The organism is Enterococcus sp. DIV0561 (assembly GCF_050539875.1).
GTDB classification, from domain to species: Bacteria; Bacillota; Bacilli; order Lactobacillales; family Enterococcaceae; genus Enterococcus; species Enterococcus faecalis.
In genome coordinates, this window is record NZ_CP172927.1 from 859008 (window position 1) to 881212 (window position 22205).

At 35.4% G+C, this 22205-nt stretch carries 26 protein-coding genes, 1 tRNA gene, 2 pseudogenes and 1 other annotated feature; of the genes and pseudogenes, 22 read left to right on the forward strand and 7 right to left on the reverse strand.

All coding sequences use genetic code 11. The features are described from left to right. The first annotated feature begins 75 nt into the window (after positions 1 to 75). Genes IGM13_RS04165 through IGM13_RS04175 form a run of 3 tightly spaced genes read left to right on the forward strand, consistent with a single transcriptional unit; the run spans position 76 to position 1625 of the window. Positions 76 to 1038 (forward strand): helix-turn-helix domain-containing protein, encoded by a 963-nt coding sequence (locus IGM13_RS04165; RefSeq protein WP_002419356.1) that lies wholly within the window; start codon positions 76 to 78, stop codon positions 1036 to 1038. Next, positions 1019 to 1318 (forward strand): hypothetical protein, encoded by a 300-nt coding sequence (locus tag IGM13_RS04170; RefSeq protein WP_002419355.1) that lies wholly within the window; start codon positions 1019 to 1021, stop codon positions 1316 to 1318. Before IGM13_RS04165 ends, IGM13_RS04170 begins: the two co-directional genes overlap by 20 nt. Then, positions 1311 to 1625 carry a nucleotide pyrophosphohydrolase gene (locus IGM13_RS04175; protein ID WP_002419354.1) on the forward strand — a complete coding sequence of 105 codons (315 nt, stop codon included), beginning with the start codon at positions 1311 to 1313 and terminating at the stop codon, positions 1623 to 1625. The genes IGM13_RS04170 and IGM13_RS04175 overlap by 8 nt, the downstream gene beginning before the upstream one ends. Before the next feature lie 159 nt (positions 1626 to 1784). Here the strand turns inward: IGM13_RS04175 and IGM13_RS04180 are convergent, their stop codons facing one another. From IGM13_RS04180 to IGM13_RS04200, 5 genes are all read right to left on the reverse strand, one after another. After that, positions 1785 to 2465, reverse strand: coding sequence for a peptide ABC transporter permease (locus IGM13_RS04180; protein ID WP_002401553.1), 681 nt, complete (start codon positions 2463 to 2465; stop codon positions 1785 to 1787). A 37-nt stretch (positions 2466 to 2502) separates the two neighbouring features. After that, positions 2503 to 3144, reverse strand: a complete 642-nt coding sequence (locus tag IGM13_RS04185; RefSeq protein WP_002385078.1) for an ATP-binding cassette domain-containing protein — start codon at positions 3142 to 3144, stop codon at positions 2503 to 2505. A 1-nt stretch (position 3145) separates the two neighbouring features. Continuing rightward, on the reverse strand, positions 3146 to 3898 hold the full coding sequence (locus IGM13_RS04190; RefSeq protein WP_002378120.1) for a hypothetical protein: 753 nt from the start codon (positions 3896 to 3898) through the stop codon (positions 3146 to 3148). Continuing rightward, the gene (locus IGM13_RS04195; protein WP_002383387.1) at positions 3882 to 4850 is read right to left on the reverse strand and encodes a YydG family radical SAM peptide epimerase; all 969 of its coding nucleotides are present in this window, start codon (positions 4848 to 4850) and stop codon (positions 3882 to 3884) included. The genes IGM13_RS04190 and IGM13_RS04195 overlap by 17 nt, the downstream gene beginning before the upstream one ends. Before the next feature lie 74 nt (positions 4851 to 4924). Continuing rightward, on the reverse strand, positions 4925 to 5074 hold the full coding sequence (locus IGM13_RS04200; protein ID WP_002383388.1) for an epipeptide YydF family RiPP: 150 nt from the start codon (positions 5072 to 5074) through the stop codon (positions 4925 to 4927). A gap of 363 nt (positions 5075 to 5437) precedes the next feature. On the opposite strand from IGM13_RS04200, the pseudogene IGM13_RS04205 reads away from it, so the two are divergent. The 3 genes and pseudogenes from IGM13_RS04205 to IGM13_RS04215 all read left to right on the forward strand — a co-directional run. Continuing rightward, a pseudogene (locus IGM13_RS04205) lies at positions 5438 to 5638 on the forward strand (MerR family transcriptional regulator); the annotation flags it as partial. Positions 5639 to 5782: 144 nt separating this feature from the next. After that, complete coding sequence (locus tag IGM13_RS04210; RefSeq protein ID WP_025187508.1) at positions 5783 to 6214, forward strand: VOC family protein; 432 nt, start codon at positions 5783 to 5785, stop codon at positions 6212 to 6214. Positions 6215 to 6455: 241 nt separating this feature from the next. Next, positions 6456 to 8348, forward strand: coding sequence for a TPM domain-containing protein (locus IGM13_RS04215; protein ID WP_002419353.1), 1893 nt, complete (start codon positions 6456 to 6458; stop codon positions 8346 to 8348). A gap of 87 nt (positions 8349 to 8435) precedes the next feature. Here the strand turns inward: IGM13_RS04215 and IGM13_RS04220 are convergent. Next, a tRNA-Arg gene (locus IGM13_RS04220) sits at positions 8436 to 8509 on the reverse strand. 172 nt (positions 8510 to 8681) lie between these two features. Further along, positions 8682 to 8757 (forward strand) — a sequence feature (ribosomal protein L21 leader region). A gap of 19 nt (positions 8758 to 8776) precedes the next feature. Between IGM13_RS04220 and rplU the strand changes: the two genes are divergently transcribed. The 4 genes from rplU to psiE all read left to right on the forward strand — a co-directional run bounded on the left by rplU (position 8777) and on the right by psiE (position 10412). Next, positions 8777 to 9085 carry a 50S ribosomal protein L21 gene (rplU, locus tag IGM13_RS04225; RefSeq protein ID WP_002355866.1) on the forward strand — a complete coding sequence of 103 codons (309 nt, stop codon included), beginning with the start codon at positions 8777 to 8779 and terminating at the stop codon, positions 9083 to 9085. Between the two features lie 32 nt (positions 9086 to 9117). Further along, on the forward strand, positions 9118 to 9462 hold the full coding sequence (locus IGM13_RS04230; RefSeq protein WP_002355867.1) for a ribosomal-processing cysteine protease Prp: 345 nt from the start codon (positions 9118 to 9120) through the stop codon (positions 9460 to 9462). A gap of 12 nt (positions 9463 to 9474) precedes the next feature. Then, positions 9475 to 9762: a 50S ribosomal protein L27 gene (gene rpmA / locus IGM13_RS04235; RefSeq protein ID WP_002355868.1), complete on the forward strand. Its 288-nt coding sequence runs from the start codon at positions 9475 to 9477 to the stop codon at positions 9760 to 9762. A gap of 197 nt (positions 9763 to 9959) precedes the next feature. Then, complete coding sequence (gene psiE / locus IGM13_RS04240) at positions 9960 to 10412, forward strand: phosphate-starvation-inducible protein PsiE (protein WP_002355869.1); 453 nt, start codon at positions 9960 to 9962, stop codon at positions 10410 to 10412. Positions 10413 to 10482: 70 nt separating this feature from the next. Here psiE and IGM13_RS04245 read toward each other — a convergent pair whose 3' ends face one another. Further along, positions 10483 to 11298 carry a metallophosphoesterase gene (locus IGM13_RS04245; RefSeq protein WP_002355870.1) on the reverse strand — a complete coding sequence of 272 codons (816 nt, stop codon included), beginning with the start codon at positions 11296 to 11298 and terminating at the stop codon, positions 10483 to 10485. 171 nt (positions 11299 to 11469) lie between these two features. Between IGM13_RS04245 and IGM13_RS04250 the strand changes: the two genes are divergently transcribed. The 12 genes and pseudogenes from IGM13_RS04250 to IGM13_RS04305 all read left to right on the forward strand — a co-directional run bounded on the left by IGM13_RS04250 (position 11470) and on the right by IGM13_RS04305 (position 22108). Further along, positions 11470 to 12534: a M24 family metallopeptidase gene (locus IGM13_RS04250; RefSeq protein WP_002391500.1), complete on the forward strand. Its 1065-nt coding sequence runs from the start codon at positions 11470 to 11472 to the stop codon at positions 12532 to 12534. Between the two features lie 13 nt (positions 12535 to 12547). Beyond that, positions 12548 to 12868: a MazG nucleotide pyrophosphohydrolase domain-containing protein gene (locus IGM13_RS04255; RefSeq protein ID WP_002383393.1), complete on the forward strand. Its 321-nt coding sequence runs from the start codon at positions 12548 to 12550 to the stop codon at positions 12866 to 12868. A 332-nt stretch (positions 12869 to 13200) separates the two neighbouring features. After that, positions 13201 to 13632: an Asp23/Gls24 family envelope stress response protein gene (locus IGM13_RS04260; protein WP_002355874.1), complete on the forward strand. Its 432-nt coding sequence runs from the start codon at positions 13201 to 13203 to the stop codon at positions 13630 to 13632. Further along, positions 13625 to 14077, forward strand: coding sequence for a transcription antitermination factor NusB (nusB, locus tag IGM13_RS04265; protein WP_002355875.1), 453 nt, complete (start codon positions 13625 to 13627; stop codon positions 14075 to 14077). Before IGM13_RS04260 ends, nusB begins: the two co-directional genes overlap by 8 nt. A gap of 103 nt (positions 14078 to 14180) precedes the next feature. Beyond that, entirely contained in the window at positions 14181 to 15026 is an 846-nt protein-coding gene (locus IGM13_RS04270; protein ID WP_002419352.1) for a bifunctional methylenetetrahydrofolate dehydrogenase/methenyltetrahydrofolate cyclohydrolase, read from the forward strand. Positions 15027 to 15035: 9 nt separating this feature from the next. Then, positions 15036 to 16382, forward strand: a complete 1347-nt coding sequence (gene xseA, locus IGM13_RS04275) for an exodeoxyribonuclease VII large subunit (protein ID WP_002419351.1) — start codon at positions 15036 to 15038, stop codon at positions 16380 to 16382. Position 16383: 1 nt separating this feature from the next. Next, complete coding sequence (locus IGM13_RS04280) at positions 16384 to 16614, forward strand: exodeoxyribonuclease VII small subunit (RefSeq protein ID WP_002383396.1); 231 nt, start codon at positions 16384 to 16386, stop codon at positions 16612 to 16614. Then, on the forward strand, positions 16614 to 17495 hold the full coding sequence (locus tag IGM13_RS04285) for a polyprenyl synthetase family protein (protein ID WP_002355879.1): 882 nt from the start codon (positions 16614 to 16616) through the stop codon (positions 17493 to 17495). Before IGM13_RS04280 ends, IGM13_RS04285 begins: the two co-directional genes overlap by 1 nt. 13 nt (positions 17496 to 17508) lie before the next feature. After that, positions 17509 to 18324, forward strand: coding sequence for a TlyA family RNA methyltransferase (locus tag IGM13_RS04290; RefSeq protein ID WP_002419350.1), 816 nt, complete (start codon positions 17509 to 17511; stop codon positions 18322 to 18324). 138 nt (positions 18325 to 18462) lie between these two features. Further along, positions 18463 to 18912: an arginine repressor gene (locus IGM13_RS04295; protein ID WP_002358881.1), complete on the forward strand. Its 450-nt coding sequence runs from the start codon at positions 18463 to 18465 to the stop codon at positions 18910 to 18912. A 17-nt stretch (positions 18913 to 18929) separates the two neighbouring features. Next, entirely contained in the window at positions 18930 to 20603 is a 1674-nt protein-coding gene (gene recN, locus IGM13_RS04300) for a DNA repair protein RecN (RefSeq protein ID WP_002419349.1), read from the forward strand. 102 nt (positions 20604 to 20705) lie between these two features. Next, positions 20706 to 22108: pseudogene (locus IGM13_RS04305) on the forward strand (IS3 family transposase). Positions 22109 to 22205: the final 97 nt, after the last annotated feature.

Sequence of the window (22205 nt, forward strand, 5' to 3'; positions counted from 1 at the left end):
TCTAGTATAGAAGGAAACGCCAAAGAAAAAAATAGAGGGAGTAAAGTAAAAAGTGTTGGATTATGAGGTGATTAATTGGCAAGCAAAGAAGAGCAATATGCAGCATTTTATCAGTTTTTAGAGACCTTAGATTGTTATTTAACCACTACCAATGCTCTTGAGAATGAAGTAGCGCAATTTAAGGAAAATCCGCATCGAGAAATTGCGGGCTTTATGCTGGCATCTTCGGAAACCATTGACGTTCCGAAAGGATTTATTCGGATGCTCTATTGTTTAGAGCAAGATGGCAATGCTTATTTGGATCAACAAAGGTGTTCGTTTTCGGCTGGCCAAGTCATGATTGTCAATGAGGCCACCTCGGTTAGCTATCAGGGGCAAGGAATGTCTATGATTATATTTTATTTTAAAAAGCACTATTTTCTTGATACGCTCTTAAACCAGCTGGCGGAAGAACCAGTCATGTATCGTTTTTTTACAGAAATTGCTAGCAGTGAATTTGAAAACATTCCTCGATATTTCGTTTTTGCCAGCCAGCCAAATTCGGATGTTCACGTCTATTCGCTATTATTACTGAAACAAATTGTGAAAATGGCCTATTTTAATAATAAAGTGACCAAAGCGGCCTTTGTTTTGCTAGTGGTGGAACTAGGTCAACTGCCTAGAGAAGCTTTAAAGATGCAAGATAATTATTTGTCGAATCATCAACGTGTTGAGGTGATTTTAGCGTATATTGAGCAACAGATTGCGCATGTCACTTTAGCAGAAGTCGCCGCTAAATTTCATTTTCATCCGAATTACTTATCGAATTTTTTAAAAGACAAAACAAACAAAACGTTTACGGAAATTGTCTTAGCCTACCGAATCCAATTGGCGAAAAACTACTTGAAGCAAACAGATTTATCGATTCAAACGATTGTTGAACGAATCGGCTATCAAGACAAAGCCTTTTTTTATAAACGTTTTAAAGAAGAAATGGGCATGACCCCAAAACAATATCGACAGAAAGAGGGAATGACAGATGTACGAAGAAGTCTTTGAAGAATTTCAGTTAACTGTAGTAGAATTACCAATCGAATTTGTTGATGATTTGCCTGTCTATCGCGGACACTTAAAAGAATTAACGTTTCTTTCAGTGGAAGCCTCTTCACGAAAAAAACTCTACCAACAGCTTTTACAGGCTTATTTGTTGTATAGAGAAGAGAATCAAGCAGTTGTTGAAGAGGAAAAAATAACTTCCTCATTATTGTCTACAGAACAGTTATTAAAATACTATGATGGTGAAACGTTCGATGGGTTTCAGTTGCCATCAAATGAATAAGAAAGCAGGAGAACAGATGGATATAATGGAAAAAATTAATCAATTTCGTGATGAAAGAAATTGGCGCCCCCACCATAATGAAAAAGATTTGGCGCTCTCAATTTGTTTAGAAGCAGCAGAATTGCTAGAACTTTTTCAATGGAAAACAGCAGAAGAAGGCATCAAACAAGAAGAACGAATCAAAGAAGAATTGGCTGATGTTCTCATTTACTCCTACATGATGGCTGATAATTTAGGGTTTGATTTGGACGAAATTATCGAAGAAAAGTTGAAGAAAAATGCGGTGAAATATCCGGTGCCACACTAAGAAGCTTGTATTTTGATTACACGCCCCAAAGTTTAGAAAAATATCAGTTTGGGGCGTATCAAAATTGATGCTTTTTTAGTTTCAACTAGTTGTATTTTATTTGATTTAATCTATTGTCTCGAATAAGTAGATGAATCCTATCTGCGAAGTGGGTGTCGTTTATACTCCTAGTCTTAGCCAACGTTTATTATTTACCCTTGCAATAGCCAGCGCGATGACTGTTAGAACTATAATATACAAGATAATTAATAAATTGTGGTCAAAACTAATTGAGTTTTCTGAGCCTTCTAAAAAATTCTGGACGTTTAGATATAATTCGTTTGAAGCATCAAATATTGCAAAAAAACGTAAAAATCCACCAATTGCAACAAAAAGTACTGTTGTAATCCAATAGAGTATGCTAAAACCGATAGATAAAAGAACGTTAGCAGATAAAAAACTGATCAACGCAACAATTAAAATATACTGAATTGAAATCATCGATAATAAAAAAAACATTTGCAGAATTACAGAAAAATCCATAAAAATAAAGGAAACGATAAATAACAGAACTAGAATACTGCCTAGGGTCTCTACCGTAAGTGTCAAAACTTTTTTTATATAAAAAGTAAGGCTATTGGTATTCATCATACGATAAAATAAAATTGTTTTTCCTGAGTACTCTTTATTAATAAAGAAAGATACTAGAAACGAAAACATTAGAAAGCCAAATTGTGTAAATACAGTATATGTACTAAATAAGTATTCTCGGTAACTTAACCTAGTTACTTTATCGATGCCAATAGGTAGAATCCATCCCATTGCAAAGATTGCAACGATAATTGCAATTAAAATAATCATTATTTTGTTGGAAATCGTTTTTTTTAATTCCAAAATTTCACCCCTCAATATACTTCTGAATAACTTCAGTTTGATTAGTAAAACGAATCATTTTGAAATCTTCAATTAAGTAATAGTTGCCTTTTAAATTTTTTAAATCTGATAAATTGTGTGTGATGTTTAGAATAATTTTTTTAGGATGATTTTTTATATATGCAAGTAGAAATAGATAGATTTCATTAATTGTCTGTTTATCTAAGGCGTTGGTAATTTCATCTAATACAATAATTGATTTATCTTCCAGAAAAAAAGAAAGTAATTTTAGTTTTTGTTTTTGTCCATCACTTAATTGTCCAATTAAGGAAGTTTTAGAAATATTTGTAGCGTGCAAAGAATGAGCCAAGTGTGCGACTGAATCTAAACCAAATCTTTTCTCTAGAAGAATAAATAATTCGCAGACTTTTAAATCATTAGGGACATTAGAAAAGCTTGAAATAATCGTAACATTTTTACTTATTTCAGAAGGGATTAAACCACTCCGGTTTAACAATAAATCCTTAGCAAATTGTGATTTCCCTACACCGTTTTTCCCTAAGATATGATTAATCACCCCTTTTCTAAATGAAACTTTTGTATGTTCTAAAAGTAATTTATTATTTATTTTCAATGTGTAATCATTTAGTTCTAACAACTTAGTCACCTCACACAAACCAACTAATGACTGTTTCAATGACCAATAACAAACTAATTGCTTGTATTAGCTTTACAATCAAGTGATTTTTTCTTTTATTTTCTAATTCATCTACACTGAATAACGTGATTAAAACTTTATAACCATCAGAGTTTAACACAGGAACTAGATTCCATAACAACGCATATGAAAAAAAAATGAATGAACTGTCGAGTATTTTATTTTTCAAAAATAAGAGATTGATGACCTGAATAAAGTTAATGGTTAGATAATTTGTAATTAATCCAGCTAAATGAACTATTATTTTTTCATTTTTTGAAATAAGATAAATTTCATTCATTTCAACATAGATTGCTGGAAAAATATAATAATTCATCTTAAATCCAATTTTTTGATGTTTTTTTCCAATGTAGTTTAAAGATTTTATATGCCCTAATTCATGTATAAAAATATTCAAAGAAAGATAGAAAAATAGGAAGATATAGGCAAGGTGTAGATTAGCAGATATTGATTGTATTTTTGTATCAGAATGGTTTAAAAGAATCACATTTATAAAAAGAAGAAAAATAAAGAACGTGATGATTGATGCGAACTTGATTACAGTCACCTTAGGAGTATATTCGTTTAGTGATTCTTGTATACTTTTTGGTAAATTTTTCAATTCGCTTTTTAAATATACATTCTTTTCTTTATCTTTAATAAATACGGAATTTTCAACAAAAACCTCATATTTTTCATCTGTATATTTATAACATTTGCTCATAATATTTCCTCATATATGGCGTAAGTAATTTAATGTTATTTTCTGTTTTAAACAATTGACGACAAATACTACAGATAGATGAAAATTCTTTATTAATTTTTATATGAGAAAATTCATTATTATTTGAAACTATATTGATAAACCAACTGAAACCTTCTCTTCTCATGATATATAATAACAAATTTGAGTTCATTTTTGTTATTGTTTTATCAAACTCCTGATATAATTCATCGTTCAAAATTAGTGCAGTATCAAAAATAGCAGGTGAACAGCAAGGGTAAACATTACCATTAAAATGATAGACTGGTTCAAAACCTGGACATTTTAGTTGATTTGGATGACTTAGTGAATAAATATTTTGAAATTCATCATCATTTATATTTTTGGCTTCTCCTACAGGAATTAAAGGGAATTTAGTCACAGGTATTCCTAAAATAGCTTCTCCTAAATCGTGGATTATTTTATCTCCTGTACTATTTTTACTAACAGCTATATTTACAGTAATTTGAATATCGGGATATTTTCTACTTTCTATTAAAATATTTCTTATGTAGTCAGTTTTAATAAATTTTGAGTGAAAATCATCATGGCTTATTGAAAGGTTCGTAACTCCCATTCTATTCATATCTAAAAAATATTTTTTTACTGTTTCAATTTCTCTTCCCCAAAAACCGTTAGAAATTAAAGTACTGATTTTTCCAGAGGAATTAACTATTTTTAATAGGTTATATAAAAAGGGATAATTTAAAAATATTTCTCCCCCAGTAAAAGAGATAGTTTTTATTTTTGGATTGTTTGAAAAATTCTCTACTAAGTTGATCACTTCGTTTTTATCTAATGCTTCTTTTTTTGTAGGTGAACAAGAGAAACAGCAATGCTCGCAAGAAGCATTGCATCTTGCACCTAAATTCACAACAACACTATCATACAAAAGATTCACACCTTCTTTCATTAATATCTAATAAAACTGAACAGCTTTCACTTAGAAAGCTGTTCAGTTTTATTTTGTTAAAGCACTCACTGGATTTACTTTCCTGAACCAGCAATCCAAGCGCCACCTTTGGATTTCACAAAATACCATAAGTCATTGATTTTTGCTAATTTTTCAGATTTTTCAACCAATTCTTTCATTTCCAATTCTTTCATAATAATATCTCCTTTATAATTATTCCACATAAGTGGTATTTAAATGTTAGCAAATTTTTTTTTTGAGATGTAAAGGTAAATTTACTTTTAAATAGAGATTAAACCGTTTTTCTAAAAAATATATTTATTAATTTATATATTTTCAGTTTATATTTATTAATTCATATAAAAAACATAAATATAAAATGATATTAAAATATAATAAGTGGTGAAGTAGAATTAATGCTTAAAAGAAGACTTCAAATATCTTAGTTCCAAAATGATAAGTTTGTTTAATTTACGGTTATAGCTAGTGTAAATATATAGAATATATGGTATAGAAACTTTTTCATTGACTTTCACATGGTGTCAAGGTTTATGATAAGAATATCAATTGAATGAAAAGGAGACTCTATGTATCAAATTGGGCAATTTGCCAAGTTAATGGATATTTCCCCACGGATGCTGCGTCATTATGAAAAAGCAGGAATTTTTGTTCCAAATGAAATTGATAAAAAAACAGGATATCGCTATTATAGCGCACATCAAATTCCTTTATTGAAACAAATTTTACTGTTAAGAGATTCAGGGTTTAAAGTTGAAGAGATGGCGGAAACTTTGAGAAAACTTAAGGATGCTTCTTTTTTGGAAACTATTTTGTTAAGAAAACGAGATCAATCGCGACATTTAATTCAAATGGAGGAGCAAAAGATTAAAAAAATTAATCAACAGTTAGTAGCTTTGAAGGAGGAAAAACAAATGATTAAAGGGACAGAAATCGATTTTATTGTTAGTGATAGCCTTAAGGCGCTTGCCTTATATAAAAAGGTGTTTGAAATAGAGGTAGTGGAAGCAACCGAATACCCTATCGGAATGAATGAAGCGGTTTTTCAACTTTATGGCACGAGGTTTCACATGTTAGATGCCAATGAAGAATATGGGTTAAAAGCACCAACCCAAGAACATCCCAATACTATCTGGTTTAATATAACAGTAGAAAATATTGAAGAGACACATCAACTGGCAATGGAAAACGGTTGTCAAGAAGTACAGCCTATTACTGAAATGATGGAAGGAGCGCTCAAAAATTCATTGTTTGTTGATCCGTATGGGTACATGTGGATGCTCCATCAAATCTATCAAGAGTTGAGTTTTGATGAGCGGATTGAGATTTTGGAAAACGAGCTGTAAAAATCACTATTCTTGTGTTTGTTTAACTAGTTATCTGAAAAGAACGTAACGCTTATCAACTAAGCGTTACGTTCTTTTTTTGCGTGTTAACAGAAGTTTAGTTAAAAAGATAAAGATTTGAACGTCTATATTCGGTATACTAACTATTAAGAAAATAAATTTTTAATACAAAAAAATTTATTTAGCTCTGTGGAAAATCAGAGCTAGAATATTCGGTAGGAGTGGAAGGGAGAAAAAATCAGTGTATGGGAAAAATAAAGTAGGGATAAAATTACAAATGAGCGTGGGGGAGTATCGAAAAACAAAAGTAAAAAGTATTATAATGAAGAATTTAGTTTATCTAGCTGTTCTTTTAATAGGGATCTATTTGGGAATGAGTTTCTTAAAACGATTTGAAAGGACTTATTCAGCTCCAACAGACGATGTCGTAGTAAAAATTAATCAAAATCATCTTTTTGTTTCAGATAATGCACAAATTTTGAACGAAGAAGTCATTAATAATGTACAAAAAATTAATCAAGAACTTAGTAAGACGGAAACGAAACCACAACTAATGGTTATCACAGTTGAGCAAGTTCCTGAAAACGAAACGATTGAAAGCTTTACTAATCAAATAGGTAATAAATTAGGTATCGGAAATAAACTTTATAATAATGGAGTGATTTACTTAGTATCTGTCAAAGACAGGCAAGCAAGACTTGAAGTAGGCTATGGGCTTGAAGAGATAATCCCAGATAGTTTAACCGATGAAATAACAGATAGTACCGTGAAAGATTTTTATAAATTAAAGGATTTTAATGCAGGAATACATATTGTCACCACTCGGATTAAGGAACTACTTACTACTGATACTATGTCTAAAACGACCTCGCTACCTAAGATTAGTTTTTTGCAGAAAATTTGGTTATATTTATTAGGAATAGGAAGGTCGTTAAAGCCTTGGCTAATTATAGTTTTTATTATTGTTATGTTGTATTTTTTATGGGAATTACGTAATGCGGGGAAAGAACTTAGTGCCCGCTTGGCTCTAGTTGACATGGCAAATCGCTATAAGGAAGATGTAGCTATGTTTTATAATGGCGGTATTTCCTCTAAGGCAATTGTTTTAGGAGAACAATCAGTTGAATTTAAAGCTGCCAAGGCGCGTTTGGAGAAAAATATTTTATATCCTGAAAATTCGAAAAAAGAGATAATAATTCCCGCATACTATGATATGGATTTTGCATTTGGCGAGGTGACACCAAAGAAATTTATTTATAATTATGTTGCACAGTGGAAAGATTTAAGAAGCTCTTCTATGTGTGCTTGTTTTTGGAAGGTGAATCAACCATGGATCTACTTACCGCGTTTTTGGATAGGTGAAGTGTATTGGGAAAAAGTTCCAGAAACGAAACTGCCTGCGTGTCGGATTAGTGGAATTAATGATAACTTAATACCTGCTTACCTAAAAATTATTTTGTTTCCTCTTTCGATTTTATTAAAACATCCTTTTTTGGTATCGGTGACTCTGATTATTTATGTTCAAGTTAGTTTATCAGAGCAGTCGTTTCCTTCGACAGTTTTCACACTAATCACAGAGATTCTGACATTTTTAGAAGACGAAGACTCTTTAGTACCCATGGTTAGTCTGGTCTATTTTTTGATTCCGGTCTTTTTCTTATTTGGTTATATAAAATCAATAGGTGTTGGCTTACAAAATAGATTGCACCTGGATTCTATGATCCGTAGGTTTTTAAAAGATATCCAGCAAGTAAGTTCAGAAAAATCAAAATCATTAAAACAATTAGCAAACGATTTAGACAACCAGCACTATAAAATTGAAAAAAAATTATTGCGGAAAAAAATTAGAGAGAAAAAGATTACCAACAAAAAAGCTTCAAACTCCTTCTATCCGATAAGATTTATTAAAACTACGTATCCTGAATACTATGATATGCGTTTTGCTTATGGAAATGTGTCTATTGCTAAATTTCTAGCAAGTTCACGTTCTGACAGGCAACTAAAAAAGACCAGTATGTATGTGAATCGTCATGATTGGTGGGTTACAAGCAACGAGGGTTCTTCTGATGATGGCTCCGGTGACAGTTTCGGAGGTGGTAGTTTTGGCGGAGGTGGAGGTACTTCAAGTTGGTAGAAAGTTAAACTAGTTTAGGATGAACTTGGGATAACAAAAGCGCCTCTTAGAAACAAGGGTTTCTAAGAGGCGCTTTTGTTATCGTTACGTCACAGGAGGGATTCGAACCCCCGACCGTCCGCTTAGAAGGCGGATGCTCTATCCTGCTGAGCTACTATGACAATAGTTGTAACACAACAAAGCTAATTATAATGGAAGTAGTGTTAGAAAGTCAATCGGAAATTTAAATAACAGAAGAAGTTTTTTTGGAGAGAGAAAGTGAAGAAAATAGAGAGTTTATATTGACGAGGTTTTCTGGTTCTGTTATTATAGTTAGTGTTGTAATTGTGGTCTCCACAGCTACAACCGCACAGAACAAGTTTTTAAGCATGAGCAATCATCACTTGGGATGGCGAGTCTAAGTCTAGAAGAAGGAGGTGCTGTATAGCATGTACGCAATTATCAAAACTGGTGGTAAACAAGTGAAAGTTGAAGTAGGTCAAGCAATCTACGTTGAAAAATTAAACGTTGAGGCTGGCGAGAAAGTTGTTTTTGACGAAGTTATCTTAGTAGGTGGCGAATCTACAAAAGTTGGTGCGCCAACTGTTGCAGGCGCAACTGTTGAAGGAACTGTTGAAAAACACGGCAAACAAAAGAAAGTCGTGACTTTCCAATACAAACCTAAAAAACACTCTCACCGTAAACAAGGTCACCGTCAACCATATACAAAAGTTATGATCGAAGCAATCAACGCTTAATCTCTCTTGTTGACAGGAAAGAAGGCCTATCAATGATTAAAGGTTCTTTTAAACGAACAGGCTCCGGCCGAATCGTTTCATTCGAATTAACCGGGCATGCTGAAGCGGGTCCTTATGGTAGCGATGTGGTTTGCGCGGCAGTTTCTGCCTTAGCAATCAGCACAGTCAATGGGATTGATGCCTTAGCAGGTTTTGAACCGATTGTGGAAGTTGACGATGTAGAAGGTGGCTACCTTTATGTCGAGATGTTAACAACTGTCAATCAGGAACAAAAAAATATTGCCCAAATTCTATTAGAAAATCTTTTATTAGGTTTACAATCAATAGAGAACGAAAATACTGAATTTATTCAAATAAAAACAATCACTGAGAAATAGGAGGTGCAGACTATGTTATTGACTATGAATTTACAATTATTTGCCCATAAAAAAGGTGGCGGTTCTACATCAAACGGCCGTGACTCTGAATCTAAACGATTAGGCGCTAAAAGTGCTGATGGCCAAACAGTTACAGGTGGTTCAATTTTATACCGTCAACGCGGAACTAAAATTTATCCAGGTGTGAACGTTGGAATCGGTGGCGACGATACGTTATTTGCAAAAGTTGACGGTGTGGTACGTTTCGAACGTAAAGGCCGCGACAAAAAACAAGTATCAGTTTATCCAGTAGCTAACTAATACGATTAAAAAGCTGAATCTGCGGATTCAGCTTTTTTTGTCTTGTTAAAGGGTTAGACGGAAATAGAGGAAGATCTTAAAATAAAAAAAATCTCACATTGGGTTTAACTGCTTGTCTGACAAGGTTAATTGATGATATATTTAATGTAATAACAAGCATGTTATAAAATAATTGAGTCAAAAGAAAGAAGGGTATTATGCAGAAGAATTTTAGTGTAGTAAAGAAGTACGTGAATTTGATTTTGGATATTGTATTAGGGATTTTAGGAGTTTTCTTATTAGTATTTATGGCTAGTTATTTAGTTGACCTCGCTACATATCTCATGAAGCCAATGACGCCGGATAATTTTTCAGTTATCATGCAAGAAATTATTTCATTCTTTATGTTATTTGAGTTTATTATGATGATTCTTCGCTATATTCAAGAAGGACACCATATTCCGATTCGTTATTTGATTTTAATTTGTTTAACCGCAATTTTACGTCAATTAATGGTTGCGCATGGCGATGGCTTGCAGACCTTATTGTTATCTTTATCAATTCTTTTACTAGTGGTTGTGCTATTTATTCTCGGGTTAAATGGCAGCAAATTTTATACGCTAGGAAAAGCGAAAGTAGAAGAAGATCACGAGCAAGATTTTCATCATTAATCGAACATAATCAAAGACCGTCCAACGTGAGAAGTTTTCTCTAACGTGGGGCGGTCTTTTTAATGCGTAGTTAAATAGTTAACTCAATCAGTTCAATTGTTGGTAAGACACCAAAGCGTGCGCTGATTTTAGTGGTTCCGATTCCTGGGTGAACAATTAGCGGCGTTTCATCTTCTAAATGATAAAGCCCATGTGTATATTTTTTGGCAAGCTGATTTTTGTAAGTGAAAAAAGGCAAGCGAATCTGTCCGCCGTGACTATGTCCTGCTAAAATGAGGTCAATGTTTTTGTTGACTGCTGAGTCTGCGACATCTGGCTCATGGGTTAGTAGCAGAGTGGGCGTTCCAGTAGGGCGGTTGACTAAAGCCGCAGCTAAGTCGGTTTGTCCATATAACGAATCTTCTAAACCAGCGACGTACAAGGAGATACGGTGTGAGACAGGCAGTAATTTGCCCGTGTTTTTTAGTACGGTAAAGTCGGCAGCTTCTAAGATTGTTTCGTAAAAATTGGTATCTAACCCGCTATACTCGTGGTTGCCATAAATAGCGAATTTGCCATAAGGGGCGTTAATTTTACGGAAAAGTTGACTCACTTCATCCTGAATTTCGATACCAAAACGGGCATAATCGTCGAACAAGTCTCCTGTAAAAACGACTATGTCTGGTTGTAATGTATTTGTTTTTTCAACAATCTGTTTTAAGGCTTTCACAGAATAATTCTTTTTTAAATGAATATCAGAGAGTTGAACAATCCGTAAGGTTTTCCCTGATTCTGTTACTTTAATTTGATTTTTGTGTATGACTAAGCAGTTAGGTTCAATAAAAAAACTATAGCTTAAAATGCCGATAATAATGAAAAATAGTGCCAGAAATAAATAAACGTTCATAATTTCCTCCTTGAAGTCGCTAAATTAGTTTACTACAAAAGTGTTAAGCAAAAAATAAGGAAAGGTAAAATTTTCAGTAAACTTTCTCGATGGAGTTTTTTGGTGATTCATGCTTTTCTGAAGTAAATTTGCTATAATGAAAAATGAGAAAAAAGAAAGAAGGTCGAACCAATGATGGCAAGAGTCGAAAAGCTACGGGAGTTAATGAAAGAAAATAATTTACAAGGATTTTTAGTGACAAGTCCGTATAATTTACGTTATTTAACCAATTTTACTGGGACAACAGGCTTGGCAATGATTACATTAGATAAAGCTTTTTTTGTAACGGATTTTCGTTATACGGAACAAGCTGCGGAACAAGCAACTGGTTTTACTATCGTTAAAAACACAGGACATATTTTTGACGAAGTAGCAGATTTAGCTGAACGGTTGCAATTAGATAATTTAGCTTTTGAAGAAACGCAAGTTAGTTTCGCTGATTATAGCTTATTGGAAGAAATTTTACCATGTGAATTAGTTCCTGTAATGGGTTTGATTGAAGAATTAAGAGAAGTGAAAGATGAAGAAGAAGTAGCGATTATTGAAAAAGCGTGTGCCATCGCGGATCAAGGATTTGCCTTTGTCTTAGAGATGATTAAACCTGGAATGACAGAGATTGAAGTGGCTAATCAATTAGATTTCTTCATGCGTTCAAAAGGAGCCAGTGGTGTTTCTTTTGAGACAATTGTGGCCAGCGGTCTACGTTCGGCGATGCCACATGGCGTTGCTAGCCATAAAGTCATCGAAAAAGGTGAGTTAATCACTTTAGATTTCGGTTGTTATTATGAAGGCTATGTTTCTGATATGACACGGACATTTGCCATTGGTAGTATTCAGCCAAAACTAAAAGAAATTTATGACATTGTTTTAGAAGCACAATTAAAAGTGTTAGCAGAAGCTAAACCTGGGTTGACGGGCATTCAATTAGATGCGATTGCACGGGATCATATTGCTTCCTATGGCTATGGCGATGCGTTTGGCCATAGCACTGGTCATGGCATTGGGTTAGAAATTCATGAAGGACCAAATGTTTCATTCCGAGCAGATAAACAGTTTGTACCAGGGAATGTGATTACGGACGAACCTGGAATTTATTTGCCAGGAATTGGTGGCGTGCGTATTGAGGACGATTTATTGATTACTGCTGAAGGTAATCGTGTATTAACACATGCGCCAAAAGAATTAATCATTTTATAAAGGTTGGGAGAACATGGATATCCAAGAGTATCAGCGGTTTATTAGTGAGTTTTATAAAAAACGTAACTGGTATCAATATGATCCGTTTATTCGTTCCAACTTTTTAACAGAAGAAGTCGGCGAAGTTTGTCGGGCCATTCGGACAATTGAAATTGGCCGTGATCGACCGGATGAAACAGTTTTGGCGGATGAAGAGAATCTGGAAAATTTAACGGAAGAGTTAGGCGATGTGTTGGATAATTTATTTATTTTAGCCGATAAATATGACATCTCTTTAGAAATGATTATGCAAAAGCATCGGACGAAACTAATGGAACGTTATCCTGAAGAATAAAGACGCAAAAATAAGAAAGCCAAAATTACTTGGTCTTTCTTATTTTTACGTCTAAAGGCTTGGATTAGAAATTTATGACAAGAAATTATCTGTTCTTTTAGTCAGAACTTAGCTTTTCTGGTAGCGAAATAGGCTAATTAATGATAAACTAAGAACGAGTATTGATAAGCAAAATTTGGACGTTCTTTCACAACTAACTGAAGAAACCAGTGTTGTTTTAATTTTTAAGAATCATCCGTTGCTTAAAAGAGAATCCTTAAGAGACTTAGTGATTCATCAAATAAATCGTTTATTTAACGATTTTGTGCGTAATAGATAAGGAGGACAACCAAATGTCAGAAGAAAAAAATCTTGTAATCAATGCAAACGATTCTTTAGGAGAAATCGTGATTGCTCCTGAAGTCATTGAAGTAATTATCGGAATCGCTGCTTCAAAAGTAGAGGGCGTTTATGGGATGCGTGGCACGTTCGCCAATAATGTGAATGAATTATTAGGCCGTGCAGCACACGGCAAAGGTGTATATTTACGAACAGAAGAAGAAGGCTTAAAAGTCGATATCTATTGTTACTTGAACTACGGTGTTTCTGTGCCAAAAGTTGCGTTAGAAATGCAAGACCGTGTGAAACAACAAGTCTTATTTATGACAGATATTGATTTAGTTGAAGTGAATATTCATGTTGTAGCGGTAGTACCTGAAAAAATCCCTCAACCAGACTTAAATGAATTATTCCCAGAAGATGAAGATGGAGAAGAGAATGAGTAAAACAGAATTAACCCGTCACGAGATTCGTGAAAAAGCGCTCCAAGCCCTTTTTCCTTTAGATTTTAATGCTGATTTAACCAAACAAGATGCCATTGATTATGCATTGGCTTATGATAATCGGGAAATCGTCAGTGAAGATGGCGAAGACCTAGTTCCTACGTATTTAGATTTACTTGTCGGTGGTGTGTGTAGCCGCAAAGCAGAATTAGATGAAGTAATTACGAACCATTTAGGTAATAACTGGTCTATGCAACGCTTAGCAAAAATAGATATTGTTATTTTACGCTTAGCTATTTTTGAAATGCTATACGTTTCAGATGTGCCAAACATTGTGGCATTAAATGAAGCCGTTGAGTTAAGTAAAAAATACAGCGACGACCGTTCACGTAAATTTGTTAATGGTGTGTTATCAAATGTAATGAAAGAAATTGATTCAGAGGCGTAAGCTCTGAATCTTTTTTTACTATCTAACTGGTGTTAAGATACTGGGTTATATGCTAAAATAAATACTATTAAAGAAGTAAAGAAACAATAGAGGGAGCGAAGGAATGAGTACAGTAATTAACGGTCGTGAATTAGCAGATCAAATGCAAGCAGAGATTCAAAAAGATGTAGAAAAGATGACACAACAAGGCATCCAACCAGGATTAGTTGTTTTATTAGTTGGGGAAAATCCTGCCAGCCAAACGTATGTGAGAAATAAAGAACGTGCAGCAGCCAAAATTGGCATTCTGTCAAAGGTCGAAAAACTGCCAGAAACTATTTCAGAAGAAGAATTATTGGCTGAGATTGACAAATATAATCAAGATTCACGCTTTCATGGCATTCTTGTACAACTACCTTTGCCAAAACATATTGATGAAGAAAAGATTTTATTAGCGATTGATCCCAAAAAAGATGTAGATGGGTTCCATCCAATGAATTTAGGCCGTTTGTTTGTAGGCAAACCTGAAATGATTCCTTGCACGCCGTATGGAATTATGAAGATGTTTGAAGCCTATGATATTGATTTAACAGGTAAACGTGCGGTGGTTATTGGTCGAAGTAATATTGTTGGCAAGCCAATGGCACAATTATTGTTAATGAAAAATGCGACCGTGACGATTGCCCATTCTAAAACTGAACATTTAGCAGAAGTTGCAAAAGAAGCGGATATTTTAGTTGTAGCAATTGGACGCGGGCATTTTGTCACCAAAGAGTTCGTGAAACCAGGTGCGGTAGTGATTGATGTGGGTATGAATCGCAATCAAGAAGGAAAACTGATTGGTGATGTAGCATTCGATGAAGTTTCTGAAATTGCAAGCTATATCACGCCGGTTCCCAAAGGTGTTGGCCCAATGACGATTACCATGTTAATGTATCAAACAGTCGAGGCAACAAAAAAACAAAAGTAAGGTGAAAAAATGACGCAACAGTATTTAACAGTAACAGCCTTAACGAAGTATTTAAAACGTAAATTTGATGCAGACCCTTACTTAGGACGTGTCTATTTAACAGGTGAAATTTCGAACTTTCGCTTCCGAGCGAACGCGCATCAGTACTTCAGTTTAAAAGATGATCATGCGAAGATTTCTGCAATTATGTTTAAATCAGCCTTTCAAAAATTGAAGTTTCAACCAAAAGAAGGCATGAAAGTCATGGTGGTGGGGCGGATTTCGCTTTATGAAAACAGCGGCTCCTATCAAATTTATATTGAACATATGGAACCAGATGGTGTCGGTGCACTTTATCAAGCATTGGCAGAATTAAGAGAAAAACTAGGAAAAGAAGGACTTTTTGAAGGGCCTAAACAACAGTTGCCTCGTTATCCCAAACGAATCGCTGTGGTTACAAGTCCTAGTGGTGCTGTCATTCGGGATATCATTACGACAGTCAAAAGACGCTACCCAATTGCACAACTGGTCCTTTTTCCAACCTTGGTCCAAGGCGAGCAGGCGGCGGATGACATTGTGCGGAACATTCAGCGAGCCGATGCGCAAGGCGATTTTGATACGATGATCATCGGCCGTGGCGGTGGTTCAATCGAGGATTTATGGCCATTTAATGAAGAAAAAGTGGCTCGAGCCATTCATGCTGCTACCACACCGATTATTTCATCGGTTGGTCACGAAACAGATGTGACAATTGCCGATATGGTAGCAGATGTTCGTGCAGCAACGCCAACGGCAGCAGCGGAACTAGCGGTACCAGTTTTAAATGAAGAACTATTAAGAATTAGTGAACGGCGTAGTCGTTTAGAACAAAGCTTTTTACATCTCTTACAACAACGAACAGAACGTTTCCAACGACTACAAAACTCTTATGTGTTTAAGCAACCTGAGCGACTTTATGAAGGTCAAACGATTAAATTAGATCGAATGACGCAACGTCTTTTCCAAGCAATGACAACGATTCATCACCAAAAGCAACGTCAAGCCCAAGGAATTATCGCTCAATTGCAACAACAGACACCAAAGGGACAATTAAGAGAAAGTCAGCAACAGTTGGCGTTTTTACAACGAAACTTGCAAACACAAATGACACAATTGTTCCTAAACAAACAAAAGCAATTCACGTCTGCTGTTCAACAATTAGACTTACTCAGCCCACTCAAAATTATGGGTCGAGGATATAGTTATACTACAAAAGAGGACCGTGTCGTTAAAACTGTTACCGAGTTACAGCCAGCAGATCAATTAACGATTCATTATGCTGACGGTACAGTTCAAGCAAACGTCGAAACAATAACAGCGAAAAAAGAGGAGTTTTAACATGCCAGCAAAAGAAAAAACGTTTGAAGAATCATTAAATGCCTTAGAAGAAATCGTTCAGCGCTTAGAACGAGGAGATGTTCCTTTGGAAGAAGCCTTAGTTGCCTTTCAAGAGGGCATGGCATTAAGTAAACAATGTCAAGATACATTGGAAAAAGCGGAAAAAACTTTAACGAAAATGATGACAGAAAACAATGAAGAAATTGTTTTTGAAGAGAGCGAGGAAGCGTAATGACGAATTTTAGTCAACAGCATTTACCGTTGGTTGAAAAAGTCATGGTCGATTTTATCGCAGAATATACTGAAAATGAGCGTTTGAAAGAAGCAATGCTCTACTCAATACACGCAGGTGGCAAACGATTACGCCCGCTATTAGTGCTAACAACAGTGGCCGCTTTTCAAAAAGAGATGGAAACACAAGACTATCAAGTGGCTGCCTCTTTAGAGATGATTCATACGTATTCATTAATTCATGATGATTTACCAGCAATGGATGATGATGATTTACGTCGTGGCAAACCAACCAATCACAAAGTGTTTGGTGAAGCGACTGCCATTTTAGCAGGGGACGGCTTATTAACAGGCGCATTTCAGTTACTTTCTTTGAGCCAATTAGGCTTAAGTGAAAAAGTTTTACTGATGCAACAACTGGCAAAGGCAGCGGGGAATCAAGGCATGGTTGCCGGCCAAATGGGTGATATTGAAGGAGAAAAAGTCAGCTTGACTTTAGAAGAGTTAGCGGCTGTTCATGAAAAGAAAACCGGAGCGCTAATTGAATTCGCCTTAATTGCTGGGGGCGTATTAGCCAATCAAACAGAAGAAGTCATTGGTTTACTGACACAGTTTGCGCATCACTATGGCTTGGCTTTTCAAATTCGTGATGACTTATTAGATGCCACAAGTACAGAAGCAGATTTAGGTAAAAAAGTAGGCCGAGATGAAGCGTTGAATAAAAGTACGTATCCAGCTCTTCTAGGGATTGCTGGCGCGAAAGATGCGCTAACACATCAATTAGCAGAAGGCAGCGCTGTTTTAGAAAAAATCAAAGCAAATGTTCCCAATTTTTCAGAAGAACATTTAGCAAACTTGTTAACTCAGTTACAATTGAGATAGAAAGAAGGCACTTATGAAAAAAGAACGCGTCGATGTCTTGGCGTTTAATCAAGGACTATTTGAAACACGAGAAAAAGCAAAACGCAGCGTGATGGCTGGTTTGGTTTACAATGATAAAAATGAACGTTTAGATAAACCAGGGGAAAAAATTTCTGTGGAGACACCCTTACATACTAAGGGCCAAGTAATGCCTTATGTTTCTCGTGGGGGCTTAAAACTAGAGAAGGCACTAAATGTTTTTGCAATCAACGTTCAAGGCAAAACAATGCTAGATATTGGCTCCTCCACAGGTGGTTTTACCGATGTCGCTTTACAAAATGGGGCTCGTTTGAGTTACGCTTTAGATGTTGGCTATAACCAACTAGCATGGAAAATTCGGCAAGATGAACGCGTGGTGGTAATGGAACGTACCAATTTTCGCTATAGTAAACCCGAAGATTTCACCGAAGGGGTGCCGGATATTGCAACGATTGATGTTTCCTTTATTTCATTACGCTTAATTTTGCCACCTCTTCATGATATTTTGAAAAAAGGTGGTAGTGTGGTGGCGTTAATTAAGCCACAATTCGAAGCTGGCAAAGAGTTTGTTGGGAAAAAAGGAATCGTGCGTGATCCAGAAACCCATCAAATGGTTGTGGAAGAAATCACACGCTTTGCCATGAATAACGGTTATGATGTGAAAAACTTAGATTTTTCACCAATCACTGGTGGCGAAGGAAACATTGAATTTTTGGCACATTTAGTTTCTGTTGAAGGAGAAGGATCCTATCAAGCGACAGAATCCATTGAAGAAGTTGTCGCGCATGCGCATCAAAAATTAGTGGAATGATGAGAAAAGTTAGAAGAAAGAAGTGGACGCCTACGGGTGAAAGCTTCTTTTTTGTATAAATCTAGTAATTCATCTTTTAAAATGCATAAAAATAAGCTATGATGAGGGCAAGAGTAAACTGAAAAGGAGAGCGGCGCCATGAGAAAGCAAGATAGACACCGTTTAATTACACGTTTATTGACTGAAAAAAATATTCAAAAGCAAGAAGATTTTGTCAACTATTTACAAGAAAAGGGCGTAGCTGTTACACAAGCAACGATTTCTCGCGACATTAAAGATATGAAACTGATTAAAGTTCCTTCTGCAGAAGGGGGTTATCGATATAGCCTTCCATTAGAGACACAAGCTAATACGAGTGCTAAACTTGCAAAGCTTTTAAAAGATGCCTTTGTAGCTGCAGAACAAATGGAAAAATATGTCGTATTACGAACCATTCCTGGCAATGCAGCGGCGTGTGGTAGTTTAATCGAAAAGAATTACCAAGAGAAACTTTTTGCCGTCATCAACGATGATGATAGTGTCCTCATGATTGCACGAACTGAGGAGGCGGCAGAAAAACTTCATAAAGAGCTGTTAAGCTATCTATAAAGAATGAGGTGAACAAGATGTTACAAGAACTTTCCGTGAAAAATTTTGCGATTATCTCTTCGTTACAATTAGAGTTTCAAATGGGTATGACCGTTTTAACGGGAGAAACGGGTGCGGGGAAATCCATCATTATTGATGCAATGGGATTACTCACAGGCGGACGCGGCTCCAGTGACTATATTCGTCAAGGAGCAAATAAATGCACTTTAGAAGGACTTTTTTCAATGCCGAAAAGTCAAGAATTAAAGCAATTATTAGAAGAATTAGGTATTGAAACAGAAGAAGATTCTTTAGTGATTCAACGAGATATTTCCGCTTCTGGTAAAAATGTTTGCCGTGTCAACGGACGAATTGTCAACATTACTAATTTAAAAAGAATTGGGGAATATTTAGTAGATATTCATGGCCAAAACGAACATCAAGAATTGATGCAAAGTGAACGCCATATTGATATGTTAGATGAATTTGGTGGGAAAAAACTTTTAACAGTCAAAGAAAAATATACACGGGCATATCAAGAGTATCGCGCACTCGAAGCCAAAGTCAGAAAGCGACAAAAAAATGAAAAAGAATTTGCCCAAAGAATGGACATGCTTCATTTTCAAAGTGATGAAATTGCTAGTGCACAGTTAGTCGCTGGTGAAGAAGAACAATTGCTAGAAGAACGCAATAAACTGAACAATTTTCAAAAGATTGCTGATGCACTGACGATTAGTTATGCCGCGCTAAATGGTGAAGACGATAGTAGTTTGGATAAAATTGGAACAAGTATGAATGAACTCGCTTCGATTGAATCCCTTGATTCAGAATATAAAACATTGTCAGATACTGTTCAAAATGCTTACTACTTACTACAAGAAGCCAGTGGAGATCTTTCTAGGTTAATTGATGGCTTAGAACTAGACGAAGGTCGCTTGAATGAAGTAGAAAATCGTTTGGAATTAATCCGTCAAATGAAACGTAAATATGGCGATTCAATCGAAACGATTTTATCTTACTATGAAGAAATCACCAAAGAGTTAGCAGAGGCTGATTTTTTGGAAGGTGGTACAGGTGACTTAGAAGCGTTGCTTGCAGAGAAACAACAAGCGGCTCATCAACAAGCGTTAGTTTTACGAAAAGAACGAAAGCGCCTAGCCAAAGAGCTCGAACAACAAATTTTAACCGAATTAAAAGAACTATATTTGGAGCGAACTGAATTTGAAGTCCGCTTTACAGAACTTGAGCATTTACAAGAAAATGGCTTAGACGGAGTAGAATTTTATATTACTACTAACCCAGGGGAACCATTAAAACCGTTAGTTCGGGTGGCTTCTGGCGGAGAACTTTCGCGAGTGATGCTGGCTATGAAAACAATCTTTTCTCAAACGCAAGGGATCACTAGTATTGTTTTTGATGAAGTGGATACAGGAGTCAGTGGCCGAGTAGCACAGGCGATTGCCGATAAAATTTATCAGATTTCAGAAAATTCGCAGGTGTTGTGTATCACGCACTTGCCCCAAGTGGCGGCCGTTGCCGATGAACATTATTTTATTGAAAAAGAAATCGTGGCGGGTCGGACAGAAACAAGCGTCCGAATTTTATCTGAAAAAGAGCGAGTAAACGAAATTGCGCGTATGCTCGCAGGAAGTGAAATTACGAAATTAACCATTGAACATGCACAAGAGCTGTTGGCGATGGCGAAAAAATAGCCGCTCTATTTGAGCAAGTAAAAAAACAGCCCCTTCAATTGATAGAATGAGCCGACCCCCAAAAGTTAGACCTAGAAATCTAACTTTTGGGGGTTTTTTTGTATGGCAAAATACAGTTTTGAATTTAAACTTAAACTTGTTCATGACTACTTATCTGGTCAAGGAGGTCTAAGGTTTCTCGCAAAGAAGTATGGGTTTAAAGATAGTTCTCAAATAAGCAAATGGATAAATGCCTATAAAGAACTTGGTGAAGAAGGCCTACTTCGCAGTCAAAAAAATAAGAATTACTCTGTTCAATTTAAGCTAGATGCGATAGAGTTATATTTAACAACAGAGTTGTCCTATCAAGAAGTAGCTAATCTTCTAAAAATGAACAATCCATCATTGATTGCGAATTGGCTTAGAACGTATCAGAAGTTTGGTATAGAGGGACTCTCTAAACAGAAAGGACGTCCACCTACCATGCCTAAGAAGAAACAAAAGGAAAGCCAACCATTACCAAGTGAACGATCTCAAGTAGAGAAACTAGAAAAAGAAAATAGAATGTTAAAAATTGAGAATGCCTATTTAAAAGAATTGAGGAGACTGCGTTTAGAGGACGAACAAAAAATGAACGAATCGCACGAATCATTCACAGTCTCCGAAGACACTTTCGATTAAAAGATATTTTGGAAACCCTAAGGTTTCCAAAATCTACTTACATGTACTGGCAAAAACGCCTCGACAGAACAGCTTCAACACAAATCATTGAAGAAGAAATTCAAGCGATTCGTAAAAAACATCAACATTATGGCTATAGAAGGATGACCCAAGAATTGAAACGACGTGGATTTCAAGTGAATAAAAAGAAAGTCCAGCGATTAATACAAAAGTTAAAGTTACAAGTCAAAGCTTTTACTAAGAAATCCAGAAAATATAATTCCTATAAAGGAACCGTTGGTAAAATCGCTAAAAATTTGATTCGTCGCCGATTTAAAACCTCTGTTCCTCATCAAAAAATTACAACTGATACAACTGAATTTAAGTACTTTGAAGCAGATAACGCAGGCATCTTTCGTCAGAAAAAACTATACTTAGATCCATTTATGGATATGTATAATAGTGAAATTCTAAGCTATAGCCTTTCTACTCAACCAAATGGTAAAACAGTTATGGAAGGTCTGAAAGAAGCAATTTCTCAAACAAATGATTGTCCCTATCGGCGCACCTTTCACTCTGATCAAGGCTGGGCTTATCAAATGAATGTCTATATACAAACATTAAAGGACAATAATATCTTTCAAAGTATGTCTCGAAAAGGAACCTGTTTAGATAATTCTCCTATGGAGAATTTCTTCAGTATCCTAAAACAAGAAGTGTACTATGGAAAAATCTATCAAAGTCAAAATGAATTGAGAGAAGCAATTGAGAACTACATTTATTATTACAATCATCACCGAATCAAAGAAAAACTTAACTGGAAAAGCCCAGTAGAATTTCGACAATTCAATCAAAAAACTGCATAAAAAATAGAGTGGAAAAATCCACTCTATAAAAAGTCTAACTTTTTGGGGTCGCTACAGAAGGGGCTGTTTTTTTACTTTTAATGTGTGAAAAAGTTCT

Excerpts from the sequence above, each read along its gene's own strand:
- IGM13_RS04170 (WP_002419355.1), top strand. The coding sequence starts at position 1,019 with ATGTACGAAGAAGTCTTTGAAGAATTTCAGTTAACTGTAGTAGAATTA.
- IGM13_RS04175 (WP_002419354.1), top strand. The coding sequence starts at position 1,311 with ATGAATAAGAAAGCAGGAGAACAGATGGATATAATGGAAAAAATTAAT.
- IGM13_RS04180 (WP_002401553.1), bottom strand. The coding sequence starts at position 2,465 with ATGATTATTTTAATTGCAATTATCGTTGCAATCTTTGCAATGGGATGG.
- IGM13_RS04190 (WP_002378120.1), bottom strand. The coding sequence starts at position 3,898 with ATGAGCAAATGTTATAAATATACAGATGAAAAATATGAGGTTTTTGTT.
- IGM13_RS04195 (WP_002383387.1), bottom strand. The coding sequence starts at position 4,850 with ATGAAAGAAGGTGTGAATCTTTTGTATGATAGTGTTGTTGTGAATTTA.
- IGM13_RS04200 (WP_002383388.1), bottom strand. The coding sequence starts at position 5,074 with ATGTGGAATAATTATAAAGGAGATATTATTATGAAAGAATTGGAAATG.
- IGM13_RS04210 (WP_025187508.1), top strand. The coding sequence starts at position 5,783 with ATGATTAAAGGGACAGAAATCGATTTTATTGTTAGTGATAGCCTTAAG.
- rplU (WP_002355866.1), top strand. The coding sequence starts at position 8,777 with ATGTACGCAATTATCAAAACTGGTGGTAAACAAGTGAAAGTTGAAGTA.
- IGM13_RS04230 (WP_002355867.1), top strand. The coding sequence starts at position 9,118 with ATGATTAAAGGTTCTTTTAAACGAACAGGCTCCGGCCGAATCGTTTCA.
- rpmA (WP_002355868.1), top strand. The coding sequence starts at position 9,475 with ATGTTATTGACTATGAATTTACAATTATTTGCCCATAAAAAAGGTGGC.
- psiE (WP_002355869.1), top strand. The coding sequence starts at position 9,960 with ATGCAGAAGAATTTTAGTGTAGTAAAGAAGTACGTGAATTTGATTTTG.
- IGM13_RS04245 (WP_002355870.1), bottom strand. The coding sequence starts at position 11,298 with ATGAACGTTTATTTATTTCTGGCACTATTTTTCATTATTATCGGCATT.
- IGM13_RS04250 (WP_002391500.1), top strand. The coding sequence starts at position 11,470 with ATGATGGCAAGAGTCGAAAAGCTACGGGAGTTAATGAAAGAAAATAAT.
- IGM13_RS04255 (WP_002383393.1), top strand. The coding sequence starts at position 12,548 with ATGGATATCCAAGAGTATCAGCGGTTTATTAGTGAGTTTTATAAAAAA.
- IGM13_RS04260 (WP_002355874.1), top strand. The coding sequence starts at position 13,201 with ATGTCAGAAGAAAAAAATCTTGTAATCAATGCAAACGATTCTTTAGGA.
- nusB (WP_002355875.1), top strand. The coding sequence starts at position 13,625 with ATGAGTAAAACAGAATTAACCCGTCACGAGATTCGTGAAAAAGCGCTC.
- IGM13_RS04270 (WP_002419352.1), top strand. The coding sequence starts at position 14,181 with ATGAGTACAGTAATTAACGGTCGTGAATTAGCAGATCAAATGCAAGCA.
- xseA (WP_002419351.1), top strand. The coding sequence starts at position 15,036 with ATGACGCAACAGTATTTAACAGTAACAGCCTTAACGAAGTATTTAAAA.
- IGM13_RS04280 (WP_002383396.1), top strand. The coding sequence starts at position 16,384 with ATGCCAGCAAAAGAAAAAACGTTTGAAGAATCATTAAATGCCTTAGAA.
- IGM13_RS04285 (WP_002355879.1), top strand. The coding sequence starts at position 16,614 with ATGACGAATTTTAGTCAACAGCATTTACCGTTGGTTGAAAAAGTCATG.
- IGM13_RS04290 (WP_002419350.1), top strand. The coding sequence starts at position 17,509 with ATGAAAAAAGAACGCGTCGATGTCTTGGCGTTTAATCAAGGACTATTT.
- IGM13_RS04295 (WP_002358881.1), top strand. The coding sequence starts at position 18,463 with ATGAGAAAGCAAGATAGACACCGTTTAATTACACGTTTATTGACTGAA.
- recN (WP_002419349.1), top strand. The coding sequence starts at position 18,930 with ATGTTACAAGAACTTTCCGTGAAAAATTTTGCGATTATCTCTTCGTTA.